The organism is Sutterella sp., assembly GCF_030539355.1.
In the GTDB taxonomy this organism is placed as follows: domain Bacteria; phylum Pseudomonadota; class Gammaproteobacteria; order Burkholderiales; family Burkholderiaceae_F; genus Sutterella.
In genome coordinates this window covers 36,753-56,889 of the sequence record NZ_JAUNSF010000006.1, presented here as the reverse complement: position 1 = coordinate 56,889, position 20,137 = coordinate 36,753, and the positions used below count along the sequence as shown (strand labels likewise).

The 20,137-nt window shown below is 68.0% G+C and carries 16 protein-coding genes and 1 other RNA gene; 15 read left to right on the top strand and 2 right to left on the bottom strand.

Translation table 11 applies throughout. The features are described 5' to 3' along the window. Positions 1–93: 93 nt before the first annotated feature. Together Q4F91_RS02445 and Q4F91_RS02440 are read right to left on the bottom strand one after the other, a co-directional pair. Positions 94–1,245 carry a hypothetical protein gene (locus Q4F91_RS02445; protein ID WP_303334191.1) on the bottom strand — a complete coding sequence of 384 codons (1,152 nt, stop codon included), beginning with the start codon at positions 1,243–1,245 and terminating at the stop codon, positions 94–96. A gap of 279 nt (positions 1,246–1,524) precedes the next feature. After that, positions 1,525–2,676 (bottom strand): hypothetical protein, encoded by a 1,152-nt coding sequence (locus Q4F91_RS02440; protein WP_303334190.1) that lies wholly within the window; start codon positions 2,674–2,676, stop codon positions 1,525–1,527. Positions 2,677–2,821: 145 nt separating this feature from the next. Here Q4F91_RS02440 and rnpB point away from each other — a divergent pair. The 15 genes from rnpB to ftsA all read left to right on the top strand — a co-directional run bounded on the left by rnpB (position 2,822) and on the right by ftsA (position 20,044). Then, an RNA gene (gene rnpB, locus Q4F91_RS02435) (RNase P RNA component class A) lies at positions 2,822–3,131 on the top strand. 270 nt (positions 3,132–3,401) lie between these two features. Beyond that, positions 3,402–3,821, top strand: a complete 420-nt coding sequence (locus Q4F91_RS02430; protein WP_303334189.1) for a division/cell wall cluster transcriptional repressor MraZ — start codon at positions 3,402–3,404, stop codon at positions 3,819–3,821. Positions 3,822–3,887: 66 nt separating this feature from the next. Continuing rightward, positions 3,888–4,853, top strand: a complete 966-nt coding sequence (gene rsmH / locus Q4F91_RS02425) for a 16S rRNA (cytosine(1402)-N(4))-methyltransferase RsmH (RefSeq protein ID WP_303334188.1) — start codon at positions 3,888–3,890, stop codon at positions 4,851–4,853. After that, positions 4,850–5,233, top strand: a complete 384-nt coding sequence (locus tag Q4F91_RS02420) for a hypothetical protein (RefSeq protein WP_303334187.1) — start codon at positions 4,850–4,852, stop codon at positions 5,231–5,233. Before rsmH ends, Q4F91_RS02420 begins: the two co-directional genes overlap by 4 nt. Next, entirely contained in the window at positions 5,230–7,113 is a 1,884-nt protein-coding gene (locus Q4F91_RS02415; protein ID WP_303334185.1) for a penicillin-binding protein 2, read from the top strand. The genes Q4F91_RS02420 and Q4F91_RS02415 overlap by 4 nt, the downstream gene beginning before the upstream one ends. Positions 7,114–7,215: 102 nt before the next feature. Next, entirely contained in the window at positions 7,216–8,742 is a 1,527-nt protein-coding gene (locus Q4F91_RS02410) for a UDP-N-acetylmuramoyl-L-alanyl-D-glutamate--2,6-diaminopimelate ligase (RefSeq protein ID WP_303334184.1), read from the top strand. A gap of 44 nt (positions 8,743–8,786) precedes the next feature. Continuing rightward, complete coding sequence (gene murF / locus Q4F91_RS02405) at positions 8,787–10,187, top strand: UDP-N-acetylmuramoyl-tripeptide--D-alanyl-D-alanine ligase (RefSeq protein ID WP_303334183.1); 1,401 nt, start codon at positions 8,787–8,789, stop codon at positions 10,185–10,187. Between the two features lie 35 nt (positions 10,188–10,222). Beyond that, complete coding sequence (mraY, locus tag Q4F91_RS02400) at positions 10,223–11,377, top strand: phospho-N-acetylmuramoyl-pentapeptide-transferase (RefSeq protein ID WP_303334181.1); 1,155 nt, start codon at positions 10,223–10,225, stop codon at positions 11,375–11,377. A gap of 47 nt (positions 11,378–11,424) precedes the next feature. After that, the gene (murD, locus tag Q4F91_RS02395; protein ID WP_303334180.1) at positions 11,425–12,930 is read left to right on the top strand and encodes a UDP-N-acetylmuramoyl-L-alanine--D-glutamate ligase; all 1,506 of its coding nucleotides are present in this window, start codon (positions 11,425–11,427) and stop codon (positions 12,928–12,930) included. Further along, positions 12,927–14,099, top strand: coding sequence for a putative lipid II flippase FtsW (gene ftsW, locus Q4F91_RS02390; protein ID WP_303334179.1), 1,173 nt, complete (start codon positions 12,927–12,929; stop codon positions 14,097–14,099). The genes murD and ftsW overlap by 4 nt, the downstream gene beginning before the upstream one ends. Next, positions 14,096–15,241: an undecaprenyldiphospho-muramoylpentapeptide beta-N-acetylglucosaminyltransferase gene (murG, locus tag Q4F91_RS02385; protein ID WP_303334178.1), complete on the top strand. Its 1,146-nt coding sequence runs from the start codon at positions 14,096–14,098 to the stop codon at positions 15,239–15,241. Before ftsW ends, murG begins: the two co-directional genes overlap by 4 nt. A gap of 56 nt (positions 15,242–15,297) precedes the next feature. Beyond that, positions 15,298–16,695 carry a UDP-N-acetylmuramate--L-alanine ligase gene (gene murC, locus Q4F91_RS02380; RefSeq protein ID WP_303334177.1) on the top strand — a complete coding sequence of 466 codons (1,398 nt, stop codon included), beginning with the start codon at positions 15,298–15,300 and terminating at the stop codon, positions 16,693–16,695. 124 nt (positions 16,696–16,819) lie between these two features. Further along, entirely contained in the window at positions 16,820–17,764 is a 945-nt protein-coding gene (locus Q4F91_RS02375; RefSeq protein WP_303334176.1) for a D-alanine--D-alanine ligase, read from the top strand. Between the two features lie 31 nt (positions 17,765–17,795). Further along, on the top strand, positions 17,796–18,809 hold the full coding sequence (locus Q4F91_RS02370; protein ID WP_303334175.1) for a cell division protein FtsQ/DivIB: 1,014 nt from the start codon (positions 17,796–17,798) through the stop codon (positions 18,807–18,809). Then, positions 18,806–20,044 carry a cell division protein FtsA gene (gene ftsA / locus Q4F91_RS02365; protein ID WP_303334174.1) on the top strand — a complete coding sequence of 413 codons (1,239 nt, stop codon included), beginning with the start codon at positions 18,806–18,808 and terminating at the stop codon, positions 20,042–20,044. Before Q4F91_RS02370 ends, ftsA begins: the two co-directional genes overlap by 4 nt. Positions 20,045–20,137 lie beyond the last annotated feature (93 nt).

Below are 20,137 nucleotides of genomic sequence, written 5' to 3'. Positions count from 1 at the left end.
GATTCTAAGGAGCGACGGATTAGCAGAACGTTAAAAGGGCGGCCTGAAGGCCGCCCTCTGAGGAAAAATGCGTCGGATTCTGCGTGTCCGGGGTCAGAACGCGAGGCCGAGGCCGATCGTGAAGGAGGTCGGCATCGAGCGGAGCGTGTAGTCGGACGCGCGGTCGGGCGTGACGCCCTTGAAGCGCGCCCAGTGCGTGTCCATCGAGCCCGTGATGAAGAGGTTGTCGAGCGCAGCCCAGGTGAAGCCTAGCGTCGTGGAGGGGTGCACGCTCGAGTCGCTGCCGGTGACGCTCTTGCCCCAGGACCAGCCGAAGCCGGCGCCGCCGAAGAGGCGGAAGCGACTCGTCACGTCGAGGTTGTAGGCGACGGTGAGCGACCACGTCTCGAAGCGAACGCCCTCGGTGCCGCCCCGCACGGCGCGGTCGATCAAGTGCTTCGAGCGAGAGTACTTGATGTCGGTCTGCCAGTTTCTGCCCGAGTAGTGGCGGATGCCGACGCCCCAGACCGGGCCGTTGCCGATCTTCGAGGGCGAATATTCCTCGCCGTTGTCGGTGTATTGCCCACCCCAGGAGCCGTAGACGAGCGTGGGGGACTTCACCCACGGGCTCGAGGCCGGCAGAGGCATCTTCCTGCTCTCCGTGTCATCCGTGGTGATGGACGTGTAGAAGAAGAGCACGTTAGTGAACGGAATAAAGGTGCCGTAGAACGAGATGTTGTCCGTGCCGATCTTCGCCACCGGAAGCGGCCCGCCGAACGGGATCCAGCCGTAGTCGCCGCGGGCGGTGATGCCGACGAGATAGCCCGCGCCCACGTGGAGGCCCGTGCTGCCCAAGGGCCAGCGGGCCACCCACTGGTAGCCCACCATCGGCTCAAAGCGGTAGTTCGAGTCCACGAAGCTGATCGCGAAGAACATGCGCTCGTTGCCGCGGTCATCGATCACCTGGCGCGCGATGCCGACGCCCATCGGCCATTCGTTTTCCTCGGCCCTGTCAGGCCAGTCCCAGGCGACGTGGTTCGTGTAGGTCGGGATCACGAGCATGGTCTGCCCGTCCATGATCTTCGCCGCGCCTTCCTTGGTGTCGCTCCAGAAGCTCGCCCAGTCGCCCGGACGGTCGGCGGAGGATCGTGCAAGGCCTGCGGGCGTGGTGTCGATGATTTCGGTCCAGACGCTCGCCTCGGCAGGGAGGGCGGCGGCGAGAAGCGCTGCGGAGACGGCGGCTCCGAGGGAGTGGATGCTGCGCATGATGGGAAGAACTTGAGGTCGATTCTGTGTAATTGGAATTCGCGGCGCACGAAGGTGCACCGCCATGGCCTCAATGGTATCTCTAAAGCGCATCCGGATTGCTCGGAATGAAGGATGCGAGTAAAGCTGCGCTCCCGGAGCGCGCGGCTCCCCGCGCGGTCTTCGGCGACGGCCGTGTCACAGGACTCCGCAGGGTTCGGCCAGGCAGCCTTGTTGGAATTCGAAGGGTTCCGGAGGCCGCCGGGGAGGAGAAAAATGCGCTGAAATCGGCGCTTCGCGTCAGAACGCGAGGCCGAGGCCGATCGTGAAGGAGGTCGGCATCGAGCGGAGTGTGTAGCCCGAGCCCCGGTCAGGCGTCACGCCTTTGAAGCGCGCCCAGTGGGTGTCCATCGAGCCCGTGATGAAGAGGTTGTCGAGCACCGCCCAGGTGAAGCCGAGCGTCGTGGTTGGGTGGACGCTCGAGTCGCTCCCGGTGAGGCTCTTCGCCTCGGACCAGCCGAAGCCGGCGCCGCCGAAGAGGCGGAAGCGGCTCGTCATGTCGAGGTTGTAGGCGACGGTGAGCGACCACGTCTCGAACCGAACGCCCTCGGTGCCGCCCCGCACTGAGCGGTCAATGTTGTGCTTCGAGCGCGAGTACTTCACGTCTGTCTGCCAGTTCCGGCCCGAGTAGTGGCGCAGGCCCACGCCCCAGACCGGGCCGTTCCCGATCTTCGAGGGCGAATACTCCTCGCCGTTGTCCACATACTGCCCTCCCGAGGAGCCGTAGAGGAGGGTGGGGGACTTCACCCAGGGGCTCGAGGCGGGCAGAGGCATCTTCCGGCTCTCCGAGTCGTCCGTGGTGATGGTCGTGTAGAAGAAGAGAACGTTCGAGATCGGAATGAAGGTGCCGTAGAAGGAGACGCTGTCCGTGCCGATCTTGGCGACGGGAAGCGGTCCCGCGACGGGGATCCAGCTGGAGTCGCCGCGGGCGGTGATGCCGACCAGATACCCCGCGCCCACGTGGAGGCCCGAGGCGCCGAGCGGCCAGCGCGCGACCCACTGGTAGCCCACCATCGGCTCGGGGCGGTAGTTCGAGTCGACGAAGTTGATGAGGAAAAGCAGGCGCTCGTTGCCGCGGTCATCGATCACCTCGCGAGCGAGGCCCATGCCCATCGGCCAGCCGTTTTCCTCAGCGCGGTCTTCCCAGTCCCAGGCGACGTGGTTCGTGTAGGTCGGGATCACCAGCGTGGTCTTTCCGTTCTCCATGATCATCCTGGCGCCTTCCACCGTGTCGCTCCAGAAGCTCGCCCAGTCGCCCGGGCGGTCAGCGGAGGATTTCACGAGGCCTGCGGGCGTCGTGTCGATGATTTCGGTCCAGACACTGGCTTGGGCCGCAGAGGCGGTGAGAAGCGCTGCGGAGACGGCGGCTCCGACGGTGAAAATGCTGCGCATGATGAGCGAACAACCGTTCAGTTGGGAATGGGGTTGCCATTCTCGCACATTGCGGCGCTCGCGGGAGATCCTGCAGACGGTATTCGAAACTGCCGCCGGGTTGCTCCGAAAGGCCGATGTGAGTAAAGTTGCGCTCCTGCAGCGCGCAGTTCCCCGGGCGGTCGTCGGCGACAGCAATGTCGCGGGAGGAAAGTCCGGACTCCGCAGGGCACCGTAGGAGGTAACACCTCTCCGCCGAAAGGCGCGGATCAGAGCAACAGAGACGAGCCGGCTTCGGGCCGGGTGAAACGGGCAATCTCTACGGGGAGCAACATCAAATAGGCAGCCGACGGACCGGCCCGGTCCGGCTGCGGGTAGATGGCTTGAGGCGGCGCGTGAGCGCCGTCCTAGACGAATGGCCGCCGACGGGGAGTCCGCTTCCCGCCGACAGAATCCGGCTTACACGGGAACCCACCGCGCTGCACACCCCTCTTCCTCTTCTCAGGCCTCAGTCCCTGCGCGTTTACAGGGGACTTCCACCGGCCTTTAACGTGCCCTGGCCCGCCCTCATCCCTGCGGATGAGCCACCCCGGGCACGACCTTACGCAACTGTTTGCAAATTCGGCGGTCCCGGATCGCTCGAATATGTCACTGCCTGTGCCCGGGTGTGGGAAAATATGGGATTAAGTGGGAAAGTTTCTCCCTCTCCAGCGTTTCTTCAGCTTCCCCATCGGTATCCCGGAACGATGTTCCAAGGCACGTCCAACATCCTGCTCGACGACAAGGGGCGCCTCGCACTGCCGAGGCACCTGCGCGGCGAGATCGAGGCCCGCGGCGGCACGCTCGTCGCCACGCGGCATCCCGACGGCTGCCTTGTGCTCTATCCCCGGGAGGCCTGGACGCCGAGGCGCGAGAAGCTACTCGCGCTCCCCTGGAGCGCACGCGGCTTCGTGCGTCTCGTGCTCGGGAGCGCCGTGGAACTCAAACCCGACGCCGCCGGACGTGTGCTGATCCCGTCGGAGCTGCGCGAGGCAGCCGGACTCGGACGCGAATGCGCGCTCGTCGGTCTCGGAGAGCATTTCGAGCTCTGGGACCGCGCGCGTCTGCGCGAGAACGAGGCCGAGGCGCTCGCGGCCGGCGTGGACGCGGGGGACTTCACCTTCTGAAAACGACTGCCTTCCCTGCGGGGGAAGGCCGCTCACAAAAATTTCGATCACCCTCATCGCCCCGAAATGTCCGTCTTCGTTCATCTGCCCGTACTTCGCCAGGAAGCCCCGGAAGCGCTCGTCGCGCGTCCGGACGGGCTCTATGTGGACGGAACCTTCGGGCGCGGCGGGCACAGCCGCCTGATCCTCGGGCGGCTCTCGCCCGAGGGGCGCCTCATCGCCTTTGACCGCGATCCGGAGGCGATCGCGGCCTCGCGCGAGATCACCGATCCGCGCTTCTCGATCATCCACGCGCCCTTCTCCTCGATGAGGGAAAAGCTCGCCGAAACCGGCATCACGCAGGTTGACGGCGTCTTCCTCGACATCGGCGTCTCGTCGCCGCAGATCGATGACCCGCAGCGCGGGTTCTCGTTCCGCTTCGACGGGCCCCTTGACATGCGCATGGACACCACGACGGGCGAGACCGCGGCCGAGTGGCTCGCGCGCGCGGACGCGGGCGAGATCACGCGGGTGCTCGCCGACTACGGCGAGGAGAAGTTCGCGCGTCGCATTGCTCAGGCCATCGTCGAGCGCCGGAAGACGGCACCGCTCGCGACCACCTCCGAGCTCGCGAAGCTCGTCGAGGCGACGGTGCCGCGCAACCGCCGCGATGCGATGCAGCATCCCGCGACGCGCACCTTCCAGGCGATCCGCATCGAGGTGAACCACGAGCTCGACGAGCTCGAGCGTGCGCTCGCCGCCGCGAGCGCGATCCTCGCGCCCGCCGGCCGCCTCGCCGTGATCAGCTTCCATTCGCTCGAGGACCGCATCGTGAAGAGGTTCCTCGATCGTGCGGCGCACCCCGAGCGCGCCATCGATCCGAGGCTCCCGATGCCCGCGGGCTTCAACGCCGAGCCCTGGTTCGAGGCGCCCCGCCGCATCCTCCCCTCGAAGGAGGAGGCCGAAACGAATCCGCGCGCCCGCTCGTCGGTGCTGCGCGTCGCCGTGCGCACGGCGCGTCCCTGGGAGGACGCGCCGGGGGAGGTCCGGTGACGACCGTATCGCGCAAGGAACTCGGCTGGGCCGCCTTCATGGGCACCGTGCTCGTGGGGAGCGCCTTCATGCTTGTGCAGCTGCACTGCCAGGCGAGGCAGCTCTATGTCGAGCACGAGCATGAGCTCGACATCCACCGCAGGCTTCTCGATGACAAGGCCGACCTCGAGATGAAGGTCCGCCGCGCGTCTCTGCCCGGAAACATTGGCGCGGGCGCGGCGATGCTCGACCTCGAGGGCGTCACGGCCGTGAACACGGTGACGCTCGTCGAGCAGGCCGACGGCAGCATCGACTTCCTGCCGGAGACCCGCCGCCAGCTCGATGAGTTCCTCGCCGCCGAGGCCGGGGACGACGCGGACGGCAAGGGGGAGAGGAAATGACGGAACGTGAACGCACGGCCGCCGACCGCATCCTCTCGGTGCTCCGCAACATCGTCATCGATGCGATTGACTTCGTCTTCTCGGGCGTCGAGCGCGCCTGGGACGTGGTGAAGGCCTTCGCGCAGCGCGACAGCTCCGCGCGCGAGGCCGCGCCCGCGAGCGCGGCGAGCCCGCTCATCGTGATCCAGATCCCGCGCAAGCGCACCTACTGGGCCTTCGGCCTCATCACGTTCTTCTTCCTCTGCCTCATCGGCCGCGCCTTCTGGCTGCAGGTCGTCTCGAACGAGTTCCTGCAGGACGAGGGCGAGAAGCGCTATGCGCGCACGCTCACGATTTCGGGCGTGCGCGGCGAGATCCTCGACCGCAACGGCGTCGTGCTCGCCGCGAGCCAGCCCGTGCGCAGCATCTGGGCCGACCCGACCTTCACGAAGAAGGTGCCTGCGGAGGACCTGAAGAAGCTCGCCGAAGCCCTCGGCATGAATCTCAGGACACTGCGCGGGAAGCTCAACAACGCCTCCTCGCCCCAGTTCGTCTACCTCGCCCGCGGCTGCGACGTCCGCACCGCCGAGGAGGTCCGCGGCCTCGGGATCCCGGGCGTGGGCATCTCGCCCGAGGTACTCCGCGCGTACCCGGACGGCCCCGTGACGGCCCACGTGATCGGTTTCACGGGCCGCAATGACCACGGCCAGGAAGGGATCGAGCTCGCGAGCGACCGCGTTCTCTCCGGCAGCCCCGGCGCGCGCCGCGTGATCCGCGACCCGAAGGGCCGCATCATCGACGACATCTGGCAGAAGGAGGCCGTCCCGGGGAAGGACGTCACGCTCTCGATCGATTCGCGCGTGCAGTTCCTCGCCTACCAGTCGCTCGCCGCGCAGGTCGAGAAGACCGGGGCGCTTGCCGGCGCCGTCGTCGTCGCCGACGTCGAGACGGGCGAGGTGCTTGCGCTCGCGAACGTCCCGACCTACGACCCGAACGACCGCTCGACGATGCTCTTCGAGCAGATGCGCAACCGCGTGCTCACCGACCAGTTCGAGCCGGGCTCGACGATGAAGCCCTTCGCGATCGCGAAGGCGCTGGACATGGGCCTCGTCGATCCGACGACCACCGTGCAGACCGCTCCCGGCAAGCTCACGATCAACGACCGCACGATCGGCGACACGCATGACTACGGGCTCCTCACGGTGAGCGAGATCGTCGCGAAGTCCTCGAACATCGGCACCGCGAAGATCGCGCTCGAGATGACGCCGCAGACGCTCTGGGACATGTACGCCGCGCTCGGCTTCGGTCAGGCGCCGCGCATCGGCTTCCCCGGCGCGACCGCGGGGCGTCTCAGGCCCGCGAAGTCCTGGCGCCCGATCGAGCAGGCGACGATTTCCTACGGCCACGGCGTGAGCGTCTCGCTCATGCAGCTCGTGCGCGCCTACACGGCGATCGCGCGCGACGGCGACGTGATCGACCTCACGCTCTACAAGAGAAAGCTCGGCGAGACGGTCACGGGCGAGCGCGTCTTCAAGGGCGAGACCGCGCGCCGCATCCGCGCCATGATGATGAAGACCGTGGGCACGGGCGGCACCGCGAGCCGCGTCAGGGTCGAGGGCTACACGGTCGCGGGAAAAACCGGAACGGCCAACAAGGTGAAGAACGGCCGCTACACGAAGGACACCGTGGCAAGCTTCGTCGGCATCGTGCCGGCGGTGAACCCGAGGTTCATCGTCGCGGTGATGATCGACGAGCCGACGAAGGGCAGCCGCTACGGCGGAACCGTGGCGGGCCCCGTCTTCAGCGAGGTCGCGGAGGGCGCTCTGCGCACGCTGATGGTGACGCCCGACGAGGACCATCTTTCAGGCGGAGGCGGCTTCCTCGCCAGGATCAGGAATTAATTGGAAAGAGGCGCGGCGCGGCCCGGAGAACCCGGGGCGCGCCTCGTGCGTCAGGGACGCCGCGCCGAATTCAGGAACGAAGAGAACCGAGAAGAGATACGAATGGACATGACGAACGAAAAGGTCGCCGAGTGGATGCTCTCCCTCGTGCATGAGGGAGCGAAGCTGAGGCTCGACAGCCGCGAGGTGCTCCCGGGCGACATCTTCTGCGCCATCCCCGGCACGAAGGCCGACGGACGCACCTTCATCCGCGTCGCGGAGGCCCGCGGCGCCGCGGGCGTGATCTACGAGACGGACGGCTCGGCGCGCGCCGAGCACTATCCGCTCGCCTCCCTCGGCGTGGCGAACCTGCACGAGCGGCTCGGCGCCATCGCGGCGCTCTTCTACGGCGACCCGTCGGCGAAGCTCATGGGCGTCGCGGTCACGGGCACGAACGGAAAGACCACCACGACGACGTGGCTCAGCCAGCTCCTCACGAAGCTCGGCGCCCCCTGCGGTGTGATCGGCACGGTCGGCAATTTCTTCAACGGAAAGCGCATCCCGGGCCCGCATCTCACCACCCCCGACGCGATCTCGCTCGAGGGCATCTACGCGCAGCTCGTCGCCGAGGGCGCGAAGGCCTTCGCCGTCGAGGCGAGCTCGGAGGGGCTGCTCCAGGGGCGTCTCTCGGGATCGCACATCCGCGTGGGCATGTTCACGAACCTCTCGCGCGACCATCTCGACTTCCATCACACGATGGAGGCCTATGCCGACGCCAAGGCGATTCTCTTCTCCTGGCCCGGCATGGAGGCCGCGGTCGTGAACGCCGCCGACCCGGTGTCGGTGCGCTTCGCCGCCCTCGCACGAAAGAACGGCACCGCCGTCTGGGTGTGCGGCCGCGAGGGCGCGGCGCGCGCCTTCGCCGAGAAGGAGGGCGCCGCGCACTGGCTTGACGCCCGCGCGATCCGCCCGGCGGGCCACGGACAGGCGTTCACGCTCTCGATTGACGGGCAGGACCATGAGGTGAGCTTCCCCGCCATCGGCACCTTCAACGTCGACAACGTGATCGAGGTCATCGCGTCCGCGGTCGCGCTGGGCTTTGACGCCGCCGAGACCGTGCGCCACGTCGCCGCTCTTGAGCCCCCGCCCGGGCGCATGCAGCCCGTGGCCGCCGAAGGGATGCCGCTCGGCATCGTGGACTTCTGCCACACGCCGGACGCCCTTGAGAAGACGATCGAGAGCCTCATCCCGGGCGTGCGCGCCCGCGGGGGCCGTCTCTGGACGGTCTTCGGCTGCGGCGGCGACCGCGATTCCGGCAAGCGCCCGATCATGGGCGGCATCGCGGCCCGTCTCGCGGACGAGGTCGTGATCACGAGCGACAACCCCAGGACGGAGGATCCCGAGGCGATCGTCGCCGCGATCGCGGCGGGCTGCGCGGGCGCGAAGAACGTCCGCACGATCACGGACCGCCGCGAGGCCATTCACCGCGCGGTGCTCGAGGCCGCTCCCGAGGACCTGATCCTCGTGGCGGGCAAGGGCCACGAGAGCGAGCAGATTCTCGCCGACGGCCCGCACCATTTCCTTGACGCCGAGGTGCTCCGCGAGGCCTTCAACGAACGCCGCGCGTCGCTCTTCCGTGCCCGCTCCTGAGCGGGGCGGCTTCATTCCCGCAGGAAAAGGACAGGAAGAAAGAAATGCAACAGGTCGAAACGCTCGGCTGGATCGCCGAGGCCCTGGGCGGAATGCTTCTTCAGGTCGTCGCGCCCGAGGGCGCGATGGCGCGCTTGTGGTCGCGCATCACGACGGACTCCCGCGCGGCCGCGCCGGGCGACGTGTTCGTGGCGCTCAAAGGCGAGAAGTTCGACGCCCATGACTTCGCCGCGGGCGCGGCGCGGCAGGGCGCCGTCGCCGTCGTCTGCGAGCGCGAGGTCCCCGGCGTCGCCGAGGCCGGTGCCGTGCAGTTTGTCGTGAAGGACTCGCTCGCCGCCTACGGCCGCATCGCGCAGGTCTGGCGCGCCCGCTTCTCGCTCGCGCTCACCGCCGTGGTGGGAAGCAACGGAAAGACCACGACCACCCAGATGGTGGCCGCGATCCTCGCCGAACGCTGGGGCGAGGGGCGCTTCCATGCGACCCGGGGGAACTTCAACAACGCCGTGGGCGTGCCGAGGACGCTTCTCGGGCTCGCCTTCGAGCACCGTGCGGCCGTCATCGAGGCCGGCATGAACCACCGCGGGGAGATGGCTCCGCTCGCAGACATGATCCGCCCGACGATCGTTCTGGTGACGAACGCGCAGCGCGAGCACCAGGCGAACCTCGAGACCGTGGCCGAGTGCGCCTTCGAGAACGGACTCATGATCACCGCGCTCCCCGAGGGCGGGTGGGCGGTCTATCCCGCCGACGACCCGAGCGCGGACGTGTGGCAGTCGCTCGCGCTCGCGCGAGGCGTGCGCACGGTGACCTATTCCTTCGACCCCGCGGTCGCCGCCGACTGGCAGGGCACCTTTGAGAAGGGCGTCCTCACCGCGACGGGCCCGCAGGGACAGAAGCTCTCGATCGCCCTCTCGATCGCGGGCGAGCACAACGCGAGAAACGCCTTGGGCGCCGCCGCCGCGTGCCTCGCGCAGGGCATCGGCATCGACGTCATCGAGCGGGCGCTCGCCGCCTTCCGGGCGCTTCCCGGCCGCGGCGCGCGCGAGACCGTGAAGTCCTCGGTCGGTGAGTTCACGCTCATCGATGATGCTTACAACTGCAATCCCGACAGCGCCGTCGCGTCTGTGAAAATGCTTGGGATGGAGACCGCTCCGCGCATCTTCCTCTTCGGCGACATGGCCGAGCTCGGCGACCGAGCTCCGCTCTGGCACGCCGAGGTCGGTGCGGCCGCGAAGGCCGCGGGCGTCGACATCCTCTGGACGGCGGGGCCGCTTTCGCGCAACGCCGCTCAGGCGTTCGGCGGCGACGGCGGCCGGGCGTTCGACAAGCGCGATGAACTTGTGGCCGCCCTGCGGGAGCTTCCGCTCGCAGGCGCGACCGTGACCGTCAAGGCGAGCAATTCATCGGGCTTCTCGAAGGTCGTCGCGGCGCTCCGTGCTCTCTGACAAAAGAAAAATTTTTATAAAGCTGACAAACAATCATGCTGCTTGAACTTTTCCGCTCGCTCTCGTCGAGCTGGTCCGCTTTCGGCGTCTTCAACTACCTGACGCTGCGCGCGATGCTCGCCTGCCTCACGGCGCTCGCGATCGGCTTCGCCTTCGGGCCCTGGATGATCCGGGAGCTGAAGAAGCTCCACTTCGGCCAGGCCGTGCGCACGGACGGCCCGAAGACGCACCTCGTGAAGGAGGGAACGCCGACGATGGGCGGCGCGCTGATTCTTCTCGGCATCACCGTGTCGACCCTCCTCTGGGCCGACCTCTCGAACCGCTTCATCTGGGTCGTGCTCTTCGTCACGCTCGGCTTCGGCGCCATCGGCTGGATCGATGACTATCGCAAGGTCGTCTACCACAACCCGCGCGGCATGAGCGCGCGCGAGAAGTTCGGCTGGCAGTCCGTGATCGGCGTGATCGCGGCCTTCTACCTCGCCTTCGCGCTCGCCGTCGAGCCGGGCGGCACGCTCGCCGAGGCGGCCTCGAACTGGTACGCCGACCGCTTCCCGCTCGATCTCTCGAGGAACCTCCACCTGCTCGTGCCCTTCTTCAAGGACATCATGCTGCCCTTCGGGCTGATCGGCTTCCTCGTCTTCACCTACATCGTGATCGTGGGCTCGAGCAATGCGGTCAACCTCACCGACGGCCTCGACGGCCTCGCGATCCTGCCGACGGTCTTGGTCGGCGCCGCGCTCGGCATCTTCGCCTACGTCTGCGGTCGCCCGGACTTCTCGAACTACCTCCTCATTCCGTTCATCCCGGGCGCGGGCGAACTCGTCGTGATCGCCGGCGCTCTGATCGGCGCGGGCCTCGCCTTCCTCTGGTACAACGCGCACCCCGCGCAGGTCTTCATGGGTGACGTGGGCGCGCTCGCGCTCGGCGGCTGTCTCGGCACCATGGCGGTCGTCACCCGCCAGGAGATCGCGCTCGCGATCATGGGCGGCGTCTTCGTCGCGGAGACGCTCTCCGTGATGATCCAGACCACGTACTTCAGGCTCTCCCACGGCAAGCGCGTCTTCCTGATGGCCCCGATCCACCATCACTTTGAGCTGAAGGGCTGGAAGGAGACGCAGGTCGTCACCCGCTTCTGGATCATCACCTTCATTCTCGTGATCGTCGGTCTCTCGACCCTCAAGATCCGCTGATGAAGGCCTGTTTTCACTGAGTACAAGTTTTTTTGGGACAAGTTCGAATGCTCGAAGCTGAGGATCTCGCCTACCGTGAACTTCATGCGGCCGAAGGGGCCGGGCGCCGCGCGCTCGTCGTGGGGCTCGGCGCCTCGGGACGCGCCGCCGCCGCCTATCTCGTGCGGCAGGGCTGGACCGTCGAGGTTTGGGACACCCGCGCGACGGTGGCCGGCTCGGACGCCTTTCGCGAATCCAACCCCGCGGTGACGGTTCATCTCGGGGGACTCCCGCAGACCGTTCCCGAGGGCGTTGACCTCGTCGTGATGTCGCCCGGCATCTCGCCCCTCTTCGGCGCCGCGGCGCCGCTCTGCGCGTCGGCGCGCGAGGCCGGCGTCCCGGTCGCGGGTGAGATCGAGCTCTTCGCGCAGCACCTGGCGCACCTGCGGGCGACGAAGGGCTATGAACCCAAGGTCGTCGCCATCACGGGCACGAACGGAAAGACCACGACCACGTCCTTGACCGCCCGGCTCGTCGCCGGCTCGGGCCGCACGGTGGTCGCCGCGGGCAACATCGGTCCCAATGCCATCGCGGAACTCACGCGCGCCGAGGACGCGAGGGAACTCCCTGACGTCTGGGTGCTCGAGCTCTCGAGCTTCCAGCTTGAGACCACGCACACGCTCTTCTGCGACGCGGCGGCGCTTCTGAACATCACCGAGGACCACATCGACTGGCACGGGTCTCTCGAAGTGTATGCGGCCGCCAAGGCCCGCATCTTCTCGCCCGGCACCGTGCGCGTCGTGAACCGCGAGGATCCGCTCGCGCTCGAGTGGGGCACGAAGGGCGCCCTGGAGACGGACCGCATCTGCTCCTTCGGCGGCGGCATCCCGAGGAAGAAGGGCGAGTTCGGCCTCGACATGGCCGCGCACGCCTCGCAGGGCTGGTGGCTCGCCGCCTTGGACGAGTACGAGATCGAGGTGCTCTACCTCCCCGAGCAGGAACTGAAGATCCGCGGCCGCCACAACACGATGAACGCGCTCGCCGCGCTCGCGCTCACGGCCGCGATCGGCATCGAGCGGCAGTCGGTGCTTGTGCCGCTGCGCACCTACACGGGCGAGCCGCACCGCGTCGAGCTCGTGCGCACCGTCGCGGGCCGCGACTTCATCGATGACTCCAAGGGCACGAACGTCGGCGCCGTCGCGGCGGCCGTCACCGGTCTCGCCGGCCAGGGCCGCCGCATCCGCATCCTGATGGGCGGCGACGGCAAGGGTCAGGACTTCGGGCCGCTCGCCGAGGTGCTCAAGGGCCGTGCCGACGCCGTCGCGCTCATCGGCAAGGACGCCGACCCGATCGGCGAGGCGATCGCGCCCGCCGGGGCCGAGATGAGGAAGTTCCCGACGCTCGAGGCGGCCGTCGACTGGCTCTGGGAGGGAAGCGCCGAGGGCGACATCATTCTGCTCTCGCCCGCCTGCGCCTCCTGGGACATGTTCCGTGACTACGCCGAGCGCAGCGCCCGCTTCAAGGCCTGCGCCGAGGCGATCGCCGCCCGTGAGGGCAAGGAGCCCGAGGCGTGAGTCAGTGGGATGACGACTGGGACGGCACATCATCCGCCGTCCCGGGGCTCAACTGGGAGGTGCTGCTCTGCGTGGCGGCCCTCCTTGCGTTCGGGACGGTGATGGTCTTCTCCGCCACGAGCTCAATCGGCTCGGGGGCTTCGTTCGCGCAGGCGAATATGGGAGAGCTCCGCCGTCACCTGACGAGCATCGCGGTCGCGCTCTGCGCGGGCGCGGTCGTCTATCGCGTGCCGCTCTCGTTCTGGCTGCGCTACTCCAACTGGATCGGCGTCGCCTGTCTGCTGCTTCTCTGTCTCATCTTCGTGCCCGGCGTGGGCAAGAGCGTGAACGGCGCCCGAAGGTGGATCGCCCTCGGCGGCTTTTCGATTCAGGTTTCCGAACTCGTGAAGGTGGGCGCGCTCATCTTCGCCGCGGCCTTCACCGTGAAGCAGCAGAATTTCATGCACTCCTTCTCGAAGGGGTTCCTCCCGATCGCGCTCCCCGTGCTCTGCATCGCGTACCTGCTGATGCAGCAGCCCGACCTCGGCGCGACCGTGGTGATCGCCGCCGAGACGATGGGCGTGCTCTTCCTCGGGGGACTCGCGCTCCAGATCTTCTTCTCGGTGGGCGCGGTCGTGGTCGCGGGCGTGGCGCTGATGATCTACTGGACGCCGTGGAGGCTCTCCCGCGTGCTCGCTTATCTCGACCCCTGGTCGAAGGACTACGTGCTCGGCCAGTCCTACCAGCTCTCGCACTCGCTCATCGCCTTCGGCCGCGGCGAGCTCTTCGGCGTGGGGCTCGGTGGGTCGGTAGAGAAGCTCAACTATCTTCCCGAAGCCCATACGGACTTCATCATGGCCGTGATTGCAGAGGAAACCGGGTTTTGCGGTGTTATCCTCGTGCTCTTCATTTTTTACTGGCTCATCCGCCGGGCGTTTGAGATCGGCCGGCAGTCGATCAAGCTCGAGCGCTACTTCGCGGGACTCCTCGCGCAGGGCGTCGGGCTCTGGTACGGCGTCCAGGTGATCATTAACGTCGGCGTCGCCTCCGGGGCGCTGCCCACGAAGGGACTGACGCTGCCCTTCGTGAGCTTCGGCGGCTCGGCGCTGCTCTCGTCGATGATCGCCATCGGGCTGCTGATGCGGGTGGACCGTGAGAACAAGATTCTGATGCGTGGAGGTCAGGTGTGACTAAGCAGGACAACAATCAGGCACTCGAAACGAACGACAGCCGGGTGCTCGTCATTGTCGCCGCCGGCACGGGCGGTCATGTGATGCCCGGCCTCGCCGTGGCGCGCGTGATGCGCGCACGCGGCTGGAAGATCGAGTGGATCGGCACCACCACCGGCATGGAGGGCGGGCTCGTCGCACGCGAGGAGATCCCGTTTCATCCGCTCAATTTCCAGGGCGTCCGGGGCAAGGGCCTCTCGGGCGCGATCCTCGGGCTCCTCAAGATGGTGAAGGCCATCTGGCAGAGCCGCTCGATCCTCAAAAAGATCCGTCCCGACCTCGTCTTCTCGACGGGCGGCTACGTCGCCGTCCCCGTGGGCTTCGCCGCGCAGAGCATCAAGCGCCCGATCGTGCTGATGAACTGCGACGCCGACATCCTGATGTCGACCAACACGCTCATGCCCTTCACCGACGCGCTCGCCTGCGGGTTCGCGGGCGGCGCGCGCACGTTCGCGGGCCCGAAGGGCCATACGACGGGGAACCCCGTGCGCGCCGAGATCGCCGCCGTGCCCGCTCCCGAGGAGCGCTTCGCCGGCCGCGAGGGCCCCTTGAAGCTCTTCGTCTTCGGCGGCAGCCTCGGTGCCCAGGTTCTGAACGACGTGATCCCCGAGGCGCTCGCCCTCATCCCCGAGGAGAAGCGCCCCGTGGTGCTCCACCAGACGGGCCGCAACCGCGACAAGGAAGTCCGCGAACATTACGAAAAGCTCGGCGTCAAGGCCGAGGTCGTGCCCTTCATCGATGACATGGCCGCGCGCTACCGCGAGAGCGACCTCGTCATCTGCCGCTCGGGCGCGACGAGCTGCTCTGAGCTCTGCGCCGCCGGCGCCGCCGCCGTCCTCGTGCCCTTCATCGCCAAGACGACGCGCCACCAGCTCGGCAACGCCAGGTACCTCGCCGACCGCGGTGCGGCGGTCTTGGTCGAGCAGTCCGGCTTCACCGCGGAGAAGGCCGCAGAACTCATCGGCGGCATGACCCGCGAGAAGGCCCTCGGGATCGCGAAGGCCGCGCGTGCGATCGCCGCGCCCGACGCCGCCGGGAAGGTCGCCGACCTGATCGAGCAGACGCTCGCGGCCCGCATCGCCGCGGCGGCCGCGAAGAAGTGATCCCAAGCGGCTCTCCGGAAAACAAGAACCGAACACACACCGAAGAAGACATTCAAGTGAAGTTTCTCGTCAACCATCTGCATTTCGTAGGCATCGGCGGCGCCGGCATGAGCGGCATCGCCGAGGTGCTCCTCAATCTCGGCTACGTCGTGAGCGGCTCCGACATCGCCCGCACGGCGGTGACCGAGCGTCTCCAGCAGCTCGGAGCGCGCGTCGCCTGCGGCCATGACAAGAAGAACATCCGCGGCGCGGACGCCGTGATCATCTCCTCGGCGGTGAAGGCCGACAATCCGGAGGTGGTCGCCGCCCGCGAGCTCGGCATCCCCGTGGTGCCGCGCGCCGTGATGCTCGCCGAACTGATGCGCCTGAGACGCGGCATCGCGATCGCCGGCGCCCACGGCAAGACCACGACCACCTCGCTCACGGCGTCGCTGCTTGCGGCGGGCGGCCTCGACCCGACCTTCGTGATCGGCGGGAAACTGAACAGCGCGGGCGCCAACGCCCGTCTCGGCACGGGCGAGTTCCTCGTCGCCGAGGCCGACGAGTCCGATGCCTCGTTCCTCAACCTCACTCCGGTGATCTCGGCGGTGACGAACATCGACGAGGATCACATGGACACGTACGGGCACGACTTCGAGAGGCTCAAGAGCGCCTTCGTCGACTTCCTCGAGCGCCTGCCCTTCTACGGCGTCGCGGTGCTCTGCGTCGACGACGAGAACGTCCGCTCGATCCGCCCGCGCGTCACGAAGCCCGTGATCGGCTACGGCCTCTCGCCCGAGGCGACGGTGCGCGCGATCGACATCGAACCCGCGGGCACGCAGATGCGCTTCACGGTGCTCCGCCCCGACCATCCGCCGCTTCCCGTGGTGCTGAACTTGCCCGGTCTGCACAACGTGAGGAACGCCCTCGCCGCGGTCGCGATCGCGACCCTCGCGGGCGTCAAGGACGAGGCGATCCGCCGCGGCCTCGCGGAATTCCGCGGCGTCGGCCGGCGCTTCGCGCAGTGGGGCGAGATCGCCGCGCGCGATGACGAGGGCCGCGTGAAGGGCACCTACACGTTGATCGACGACTACGGCCACCATCCGCATGAGATGGCGGCGACGCTCGCCGCGATCCGCGGCGCCTATCCGGGCCGGCGTGTGATCGTCGCCTTCCAGCCGCACCGCTACACGCGCACCCGCGACTGCTTCGACGCCTTCGTGAAGGTGCTCGAGGACGTCGACGGCCTGGTCCTCGCCGAGGTCTATCCCGCGGGCGAGGCGCCCATCGAGGGCGCCGACAGCGCGCACCTCGCGCAGGCGATCGCCGCGCAGGGCTTCCACAAGCCCGTCGTGGTGCCCGTCGAGGGCGTGCCCGAGGCCATCGCCCAGATCGCGCGCGACGGCGACGTCGTCGTGACGATGGGCGCGGGCTCGATCGGCCGCGTCGCGCCGAAGATCGCCGGCCGCGCCTGACGGACAGGCAGAAGAGAACACATTGAATTCCCCTCGGAACCGTGAGAAGGCACGGAGAGGGGAGCCGCCGTCCGGGAGAAGCGGGCGGCGTGAAGAAGAAAAATTTCAGAAAGGAAGAATCCAAATGGTGAATGAACTGAAGCGCGTCGTCGTCCTCATGGGCGGCATCTCGTCCGAGCGCGAGGTCTCGATTCTCTCGGGCACGGGCGTCACCGAGGCGCTCCGCTCGAAGGGTCTCGAGGTCGAGACCTGGGATCCGGCCACGGACAGCGTGGGCGCGCTCGAGGAGGGCGGCTATGACGCGGCCTTCATCGCGCTCCATGGCAAATTGGGCGAGGACGGCTCCGTGCAGGGCCTGATGAACTGCATCGGCCTCCCCTACACGGGCCCGGGCGTCGCGGCCTCCGCGATCGCGATGGACAAGGAGATGACGAAGACGCTCTGGCGCGACGCCGGCGTCGCCGTCCCCGCGGGCGTCTGCATCACCGCGGCCGATGCGACCGACGAGAAGCTCGCGCAGATCATCCGCGACTTCGGCGCCACGGGTCTCGTGGTCAAGCCCGGCCACGACGGCTCGTCGATCGGCGTCACGAAGCTTGATGCCGGGAAGCTTTCGGTCGAGGTGCTCCGCGAGGCTGTGAAGCACGCCGCGGACTATGACGCCGGCGAGGTGCTCGTCGAGGAGTACATCCGCGGCCGCGAGCTCACGATCGCCCTGGTGGACGGCAAGGCCCTGCCCGTGATCGAAATCATCGCCCCCGAGGGAAGCTACGACTTCCAGAACAAGTACTACACGGACAGCGTGCGCTACGAGTGCCCGGCGAAGTTGACCGACCAAGAGACGCGCGAGCTGCAGGACGCCTGCGAGCGCGGCTTCGCCGCCATAGGCTGCCGCGGCTGGGCGCGCGTCGACGCGATGCAGCGCCCGGACGGCAGCTTCGCGCTCCTCGAGATCAACACCTCGCCCGGCATGACGCCGCACTCGCTCGTTCCGATGGCCGCGCGTGCCACGGGGCTCGACTACGCGGGTCTCTGCATGAAGGTGCTCGGCCTCGCCGAGACGGACTGAGCTTTACTTCCGAAGCTGATCCAGGGGCGAGATGGCTGACGAGGCGCTCATCGCGATCAAACAGGGAGGCGGCGCGCTGCGCCAGATCCCGCTCGGGGAGGACCCGGAGGAGGCGGCCGCCCGGCGACGCGCGGGGGGCCTGAGGCGTTTCCTTGCCTTCCTCCTCGTGGTTCTCCTCGGCTGCGGCATCTGGTACGGCGTCGAGCACATCCCGGAGCTCGAGCGCGTGGACTACGTGAGACTCAAGCGCCTCGAGATGGAGGGCGACACCGCGAAGGTGCCGCTCGTGCGCCTCAAGGAGGCCGTGGAGCCCGTGCTCGAGGGCCGGAGCTTCTTCACGGTGAACCTCGAGGAGGTGCGCACCGCCGCCGAGACGGTGCCGTGGGTGAAGCGCGCCGCCGTGCGGCGCATCTGGCCCGACCGGGTGATCGTGCGGGTGGAGGTCTACGAGGCCGTGGCGCAGTACGAGGACGGGCGCCTCGTGAGCATCGAGGGAAAGCTCTTCGCCGCGAATCCCGACGAGGGCGCGGAGGCGGGGGCGCTCCCGAGCTTCTCGGGCGCCGCCGAGGAAGTGCCGGAGATTCTGCGCCGCTGGCGCCGCTTCTCCTCGCTTTTCTCGGGGCTCCCCTTCCGCATCACGGAGATCGCGCTCTCCGACCGCGGCGGGTGGTCGCTCACGGTGCAGGGGCCCGAGGTGCCGCCCACGCGGATCGAGCTCGGGCGCGACCGCTCCGGCACGGCGCTCGAGGAGCGCCTGCGGCAGGTCGCCGCCGCCTGGCCGAGAATGGTCGAGGTCTTCGGCGGACCGCCCTCGGCGATCGACGCGCGCTACCGCCGGGCGATCTCCGCGAGGAAGACCGACCGCGCGGCGCTCGAGGCGTACCTCGCCGAGAACACCCGCCCGGCGCAGGCGCCGGAGTCCGCGGAAACGACAGGACAGCAGAACGAGGACGGGGATGACGCGGACGACGCCGCGGACTCCGTGAACCAGACAACGGGCGGCGGTAATACCGCGGCCGAGACGAATTCGCAGCGAGCCGAATGAAACAGCAGAGGGAAAGTCAGGAATTCTTCACCGCGCTTGACGTGGGCTCGGACAGGGTGATCTGTCTCGTGGCCCGCCCCGGCGCGGAGCCCGGCACGATGCGCGTGATGGGCATCGGCGACCAGCGCTCGCGCGGCGTCGCCAACGGGTGCGTCAACATCGTCTCCGAGGCCGTGGAGGCAATCCGAGAGGCGATCCGCGAGGCGCAGGCCACCGCCGAGGTGCAGATCCTCGGCGTCTGGACCGCGATCGGCGGCGGAACGCTCGAGAGCGCGAACTGCTCGGGACAGACGGTGCTGCGCGGCCGCGAGGTGACCCGCGAGGACATGGATCTCGCCGAGGAGAACGCAAGACAGTCGGCGATCCACGGCGCGCGGGGCGGCACGATGCTCAAGCTCATCCCGCAGGGCTTCCGCTGCGGCGACGTGGTGAGCGACCGTCCCGAGGGACTCGTCGGCGAAAGGCTCGAGGCGAACGTGCACGCGCTCTACGGGTCCTCGTCCAATGTGAAGAACCTCAAGCGCTGCATCGAGCGCGCGGGCGTCGAGCTCCTCGAGTACGAGCCCCATCCCTGGGCCGCGGCGAAGGCCGCGCTCACCGAGAGCGAGCGCATGGTCGGCACGGCGCTCATAGACATCGGCGCGGAGACGAGCTCGATGATCGTCTTCACCGACGGGCTCGCGCGGTTCTCCTGCGTGCGCCCCTTCGGCGCGTCGCTCTTCACGGGCGATCTCTCGGTCGTGCTCGGCATTGACCTCGAGGAGGCCGAGGAGCTGAAACTCAACGCCGGCGACTGCCGCCGTGACGAGGTGCTGCCCGACGAGCTCGTGCAGTTCGACCGCCGCGGCGTTCCCTCGCGCTCCTACTCAAGGGACCTGCTCGTGCAGACGCTCTCGACGCGCGCGATCAACGTGCTGCGCAACTACCGCGACGTGCTCGTGAAGGCCGGTCACTTCGATGACATACGGCTCGTCGTCCTCACGGGCGGCGGCGCGAAGCTCCCCGGCTTCGTCGAGGAGGCGCAGAAGTTCCTCGGCAAACGCGTGCGGCTCGGCATCCCGCTCGGGGTGGAAGGTGAGACGCCTCTCCTGCAGAAGCCGGACTCGGCCGTCGCGGCGGGACTCATACGCTGCGCGATCGAGCAGCGGATCTACGGCCCCGAGCGCGCCTACGGCGCGCGCCGGTCACTCTCCTTCATGGGGAAGCTGAAGACCTTCTTCGTGGGCGATTACTGAAACCGATGTATACACGCGGGCAAGCGTCATTTCCGTGCGCTTCGGGCGCTCTCGGGGAACAGACCTTCCCGGCTATTTTCTATAATCAAAAGT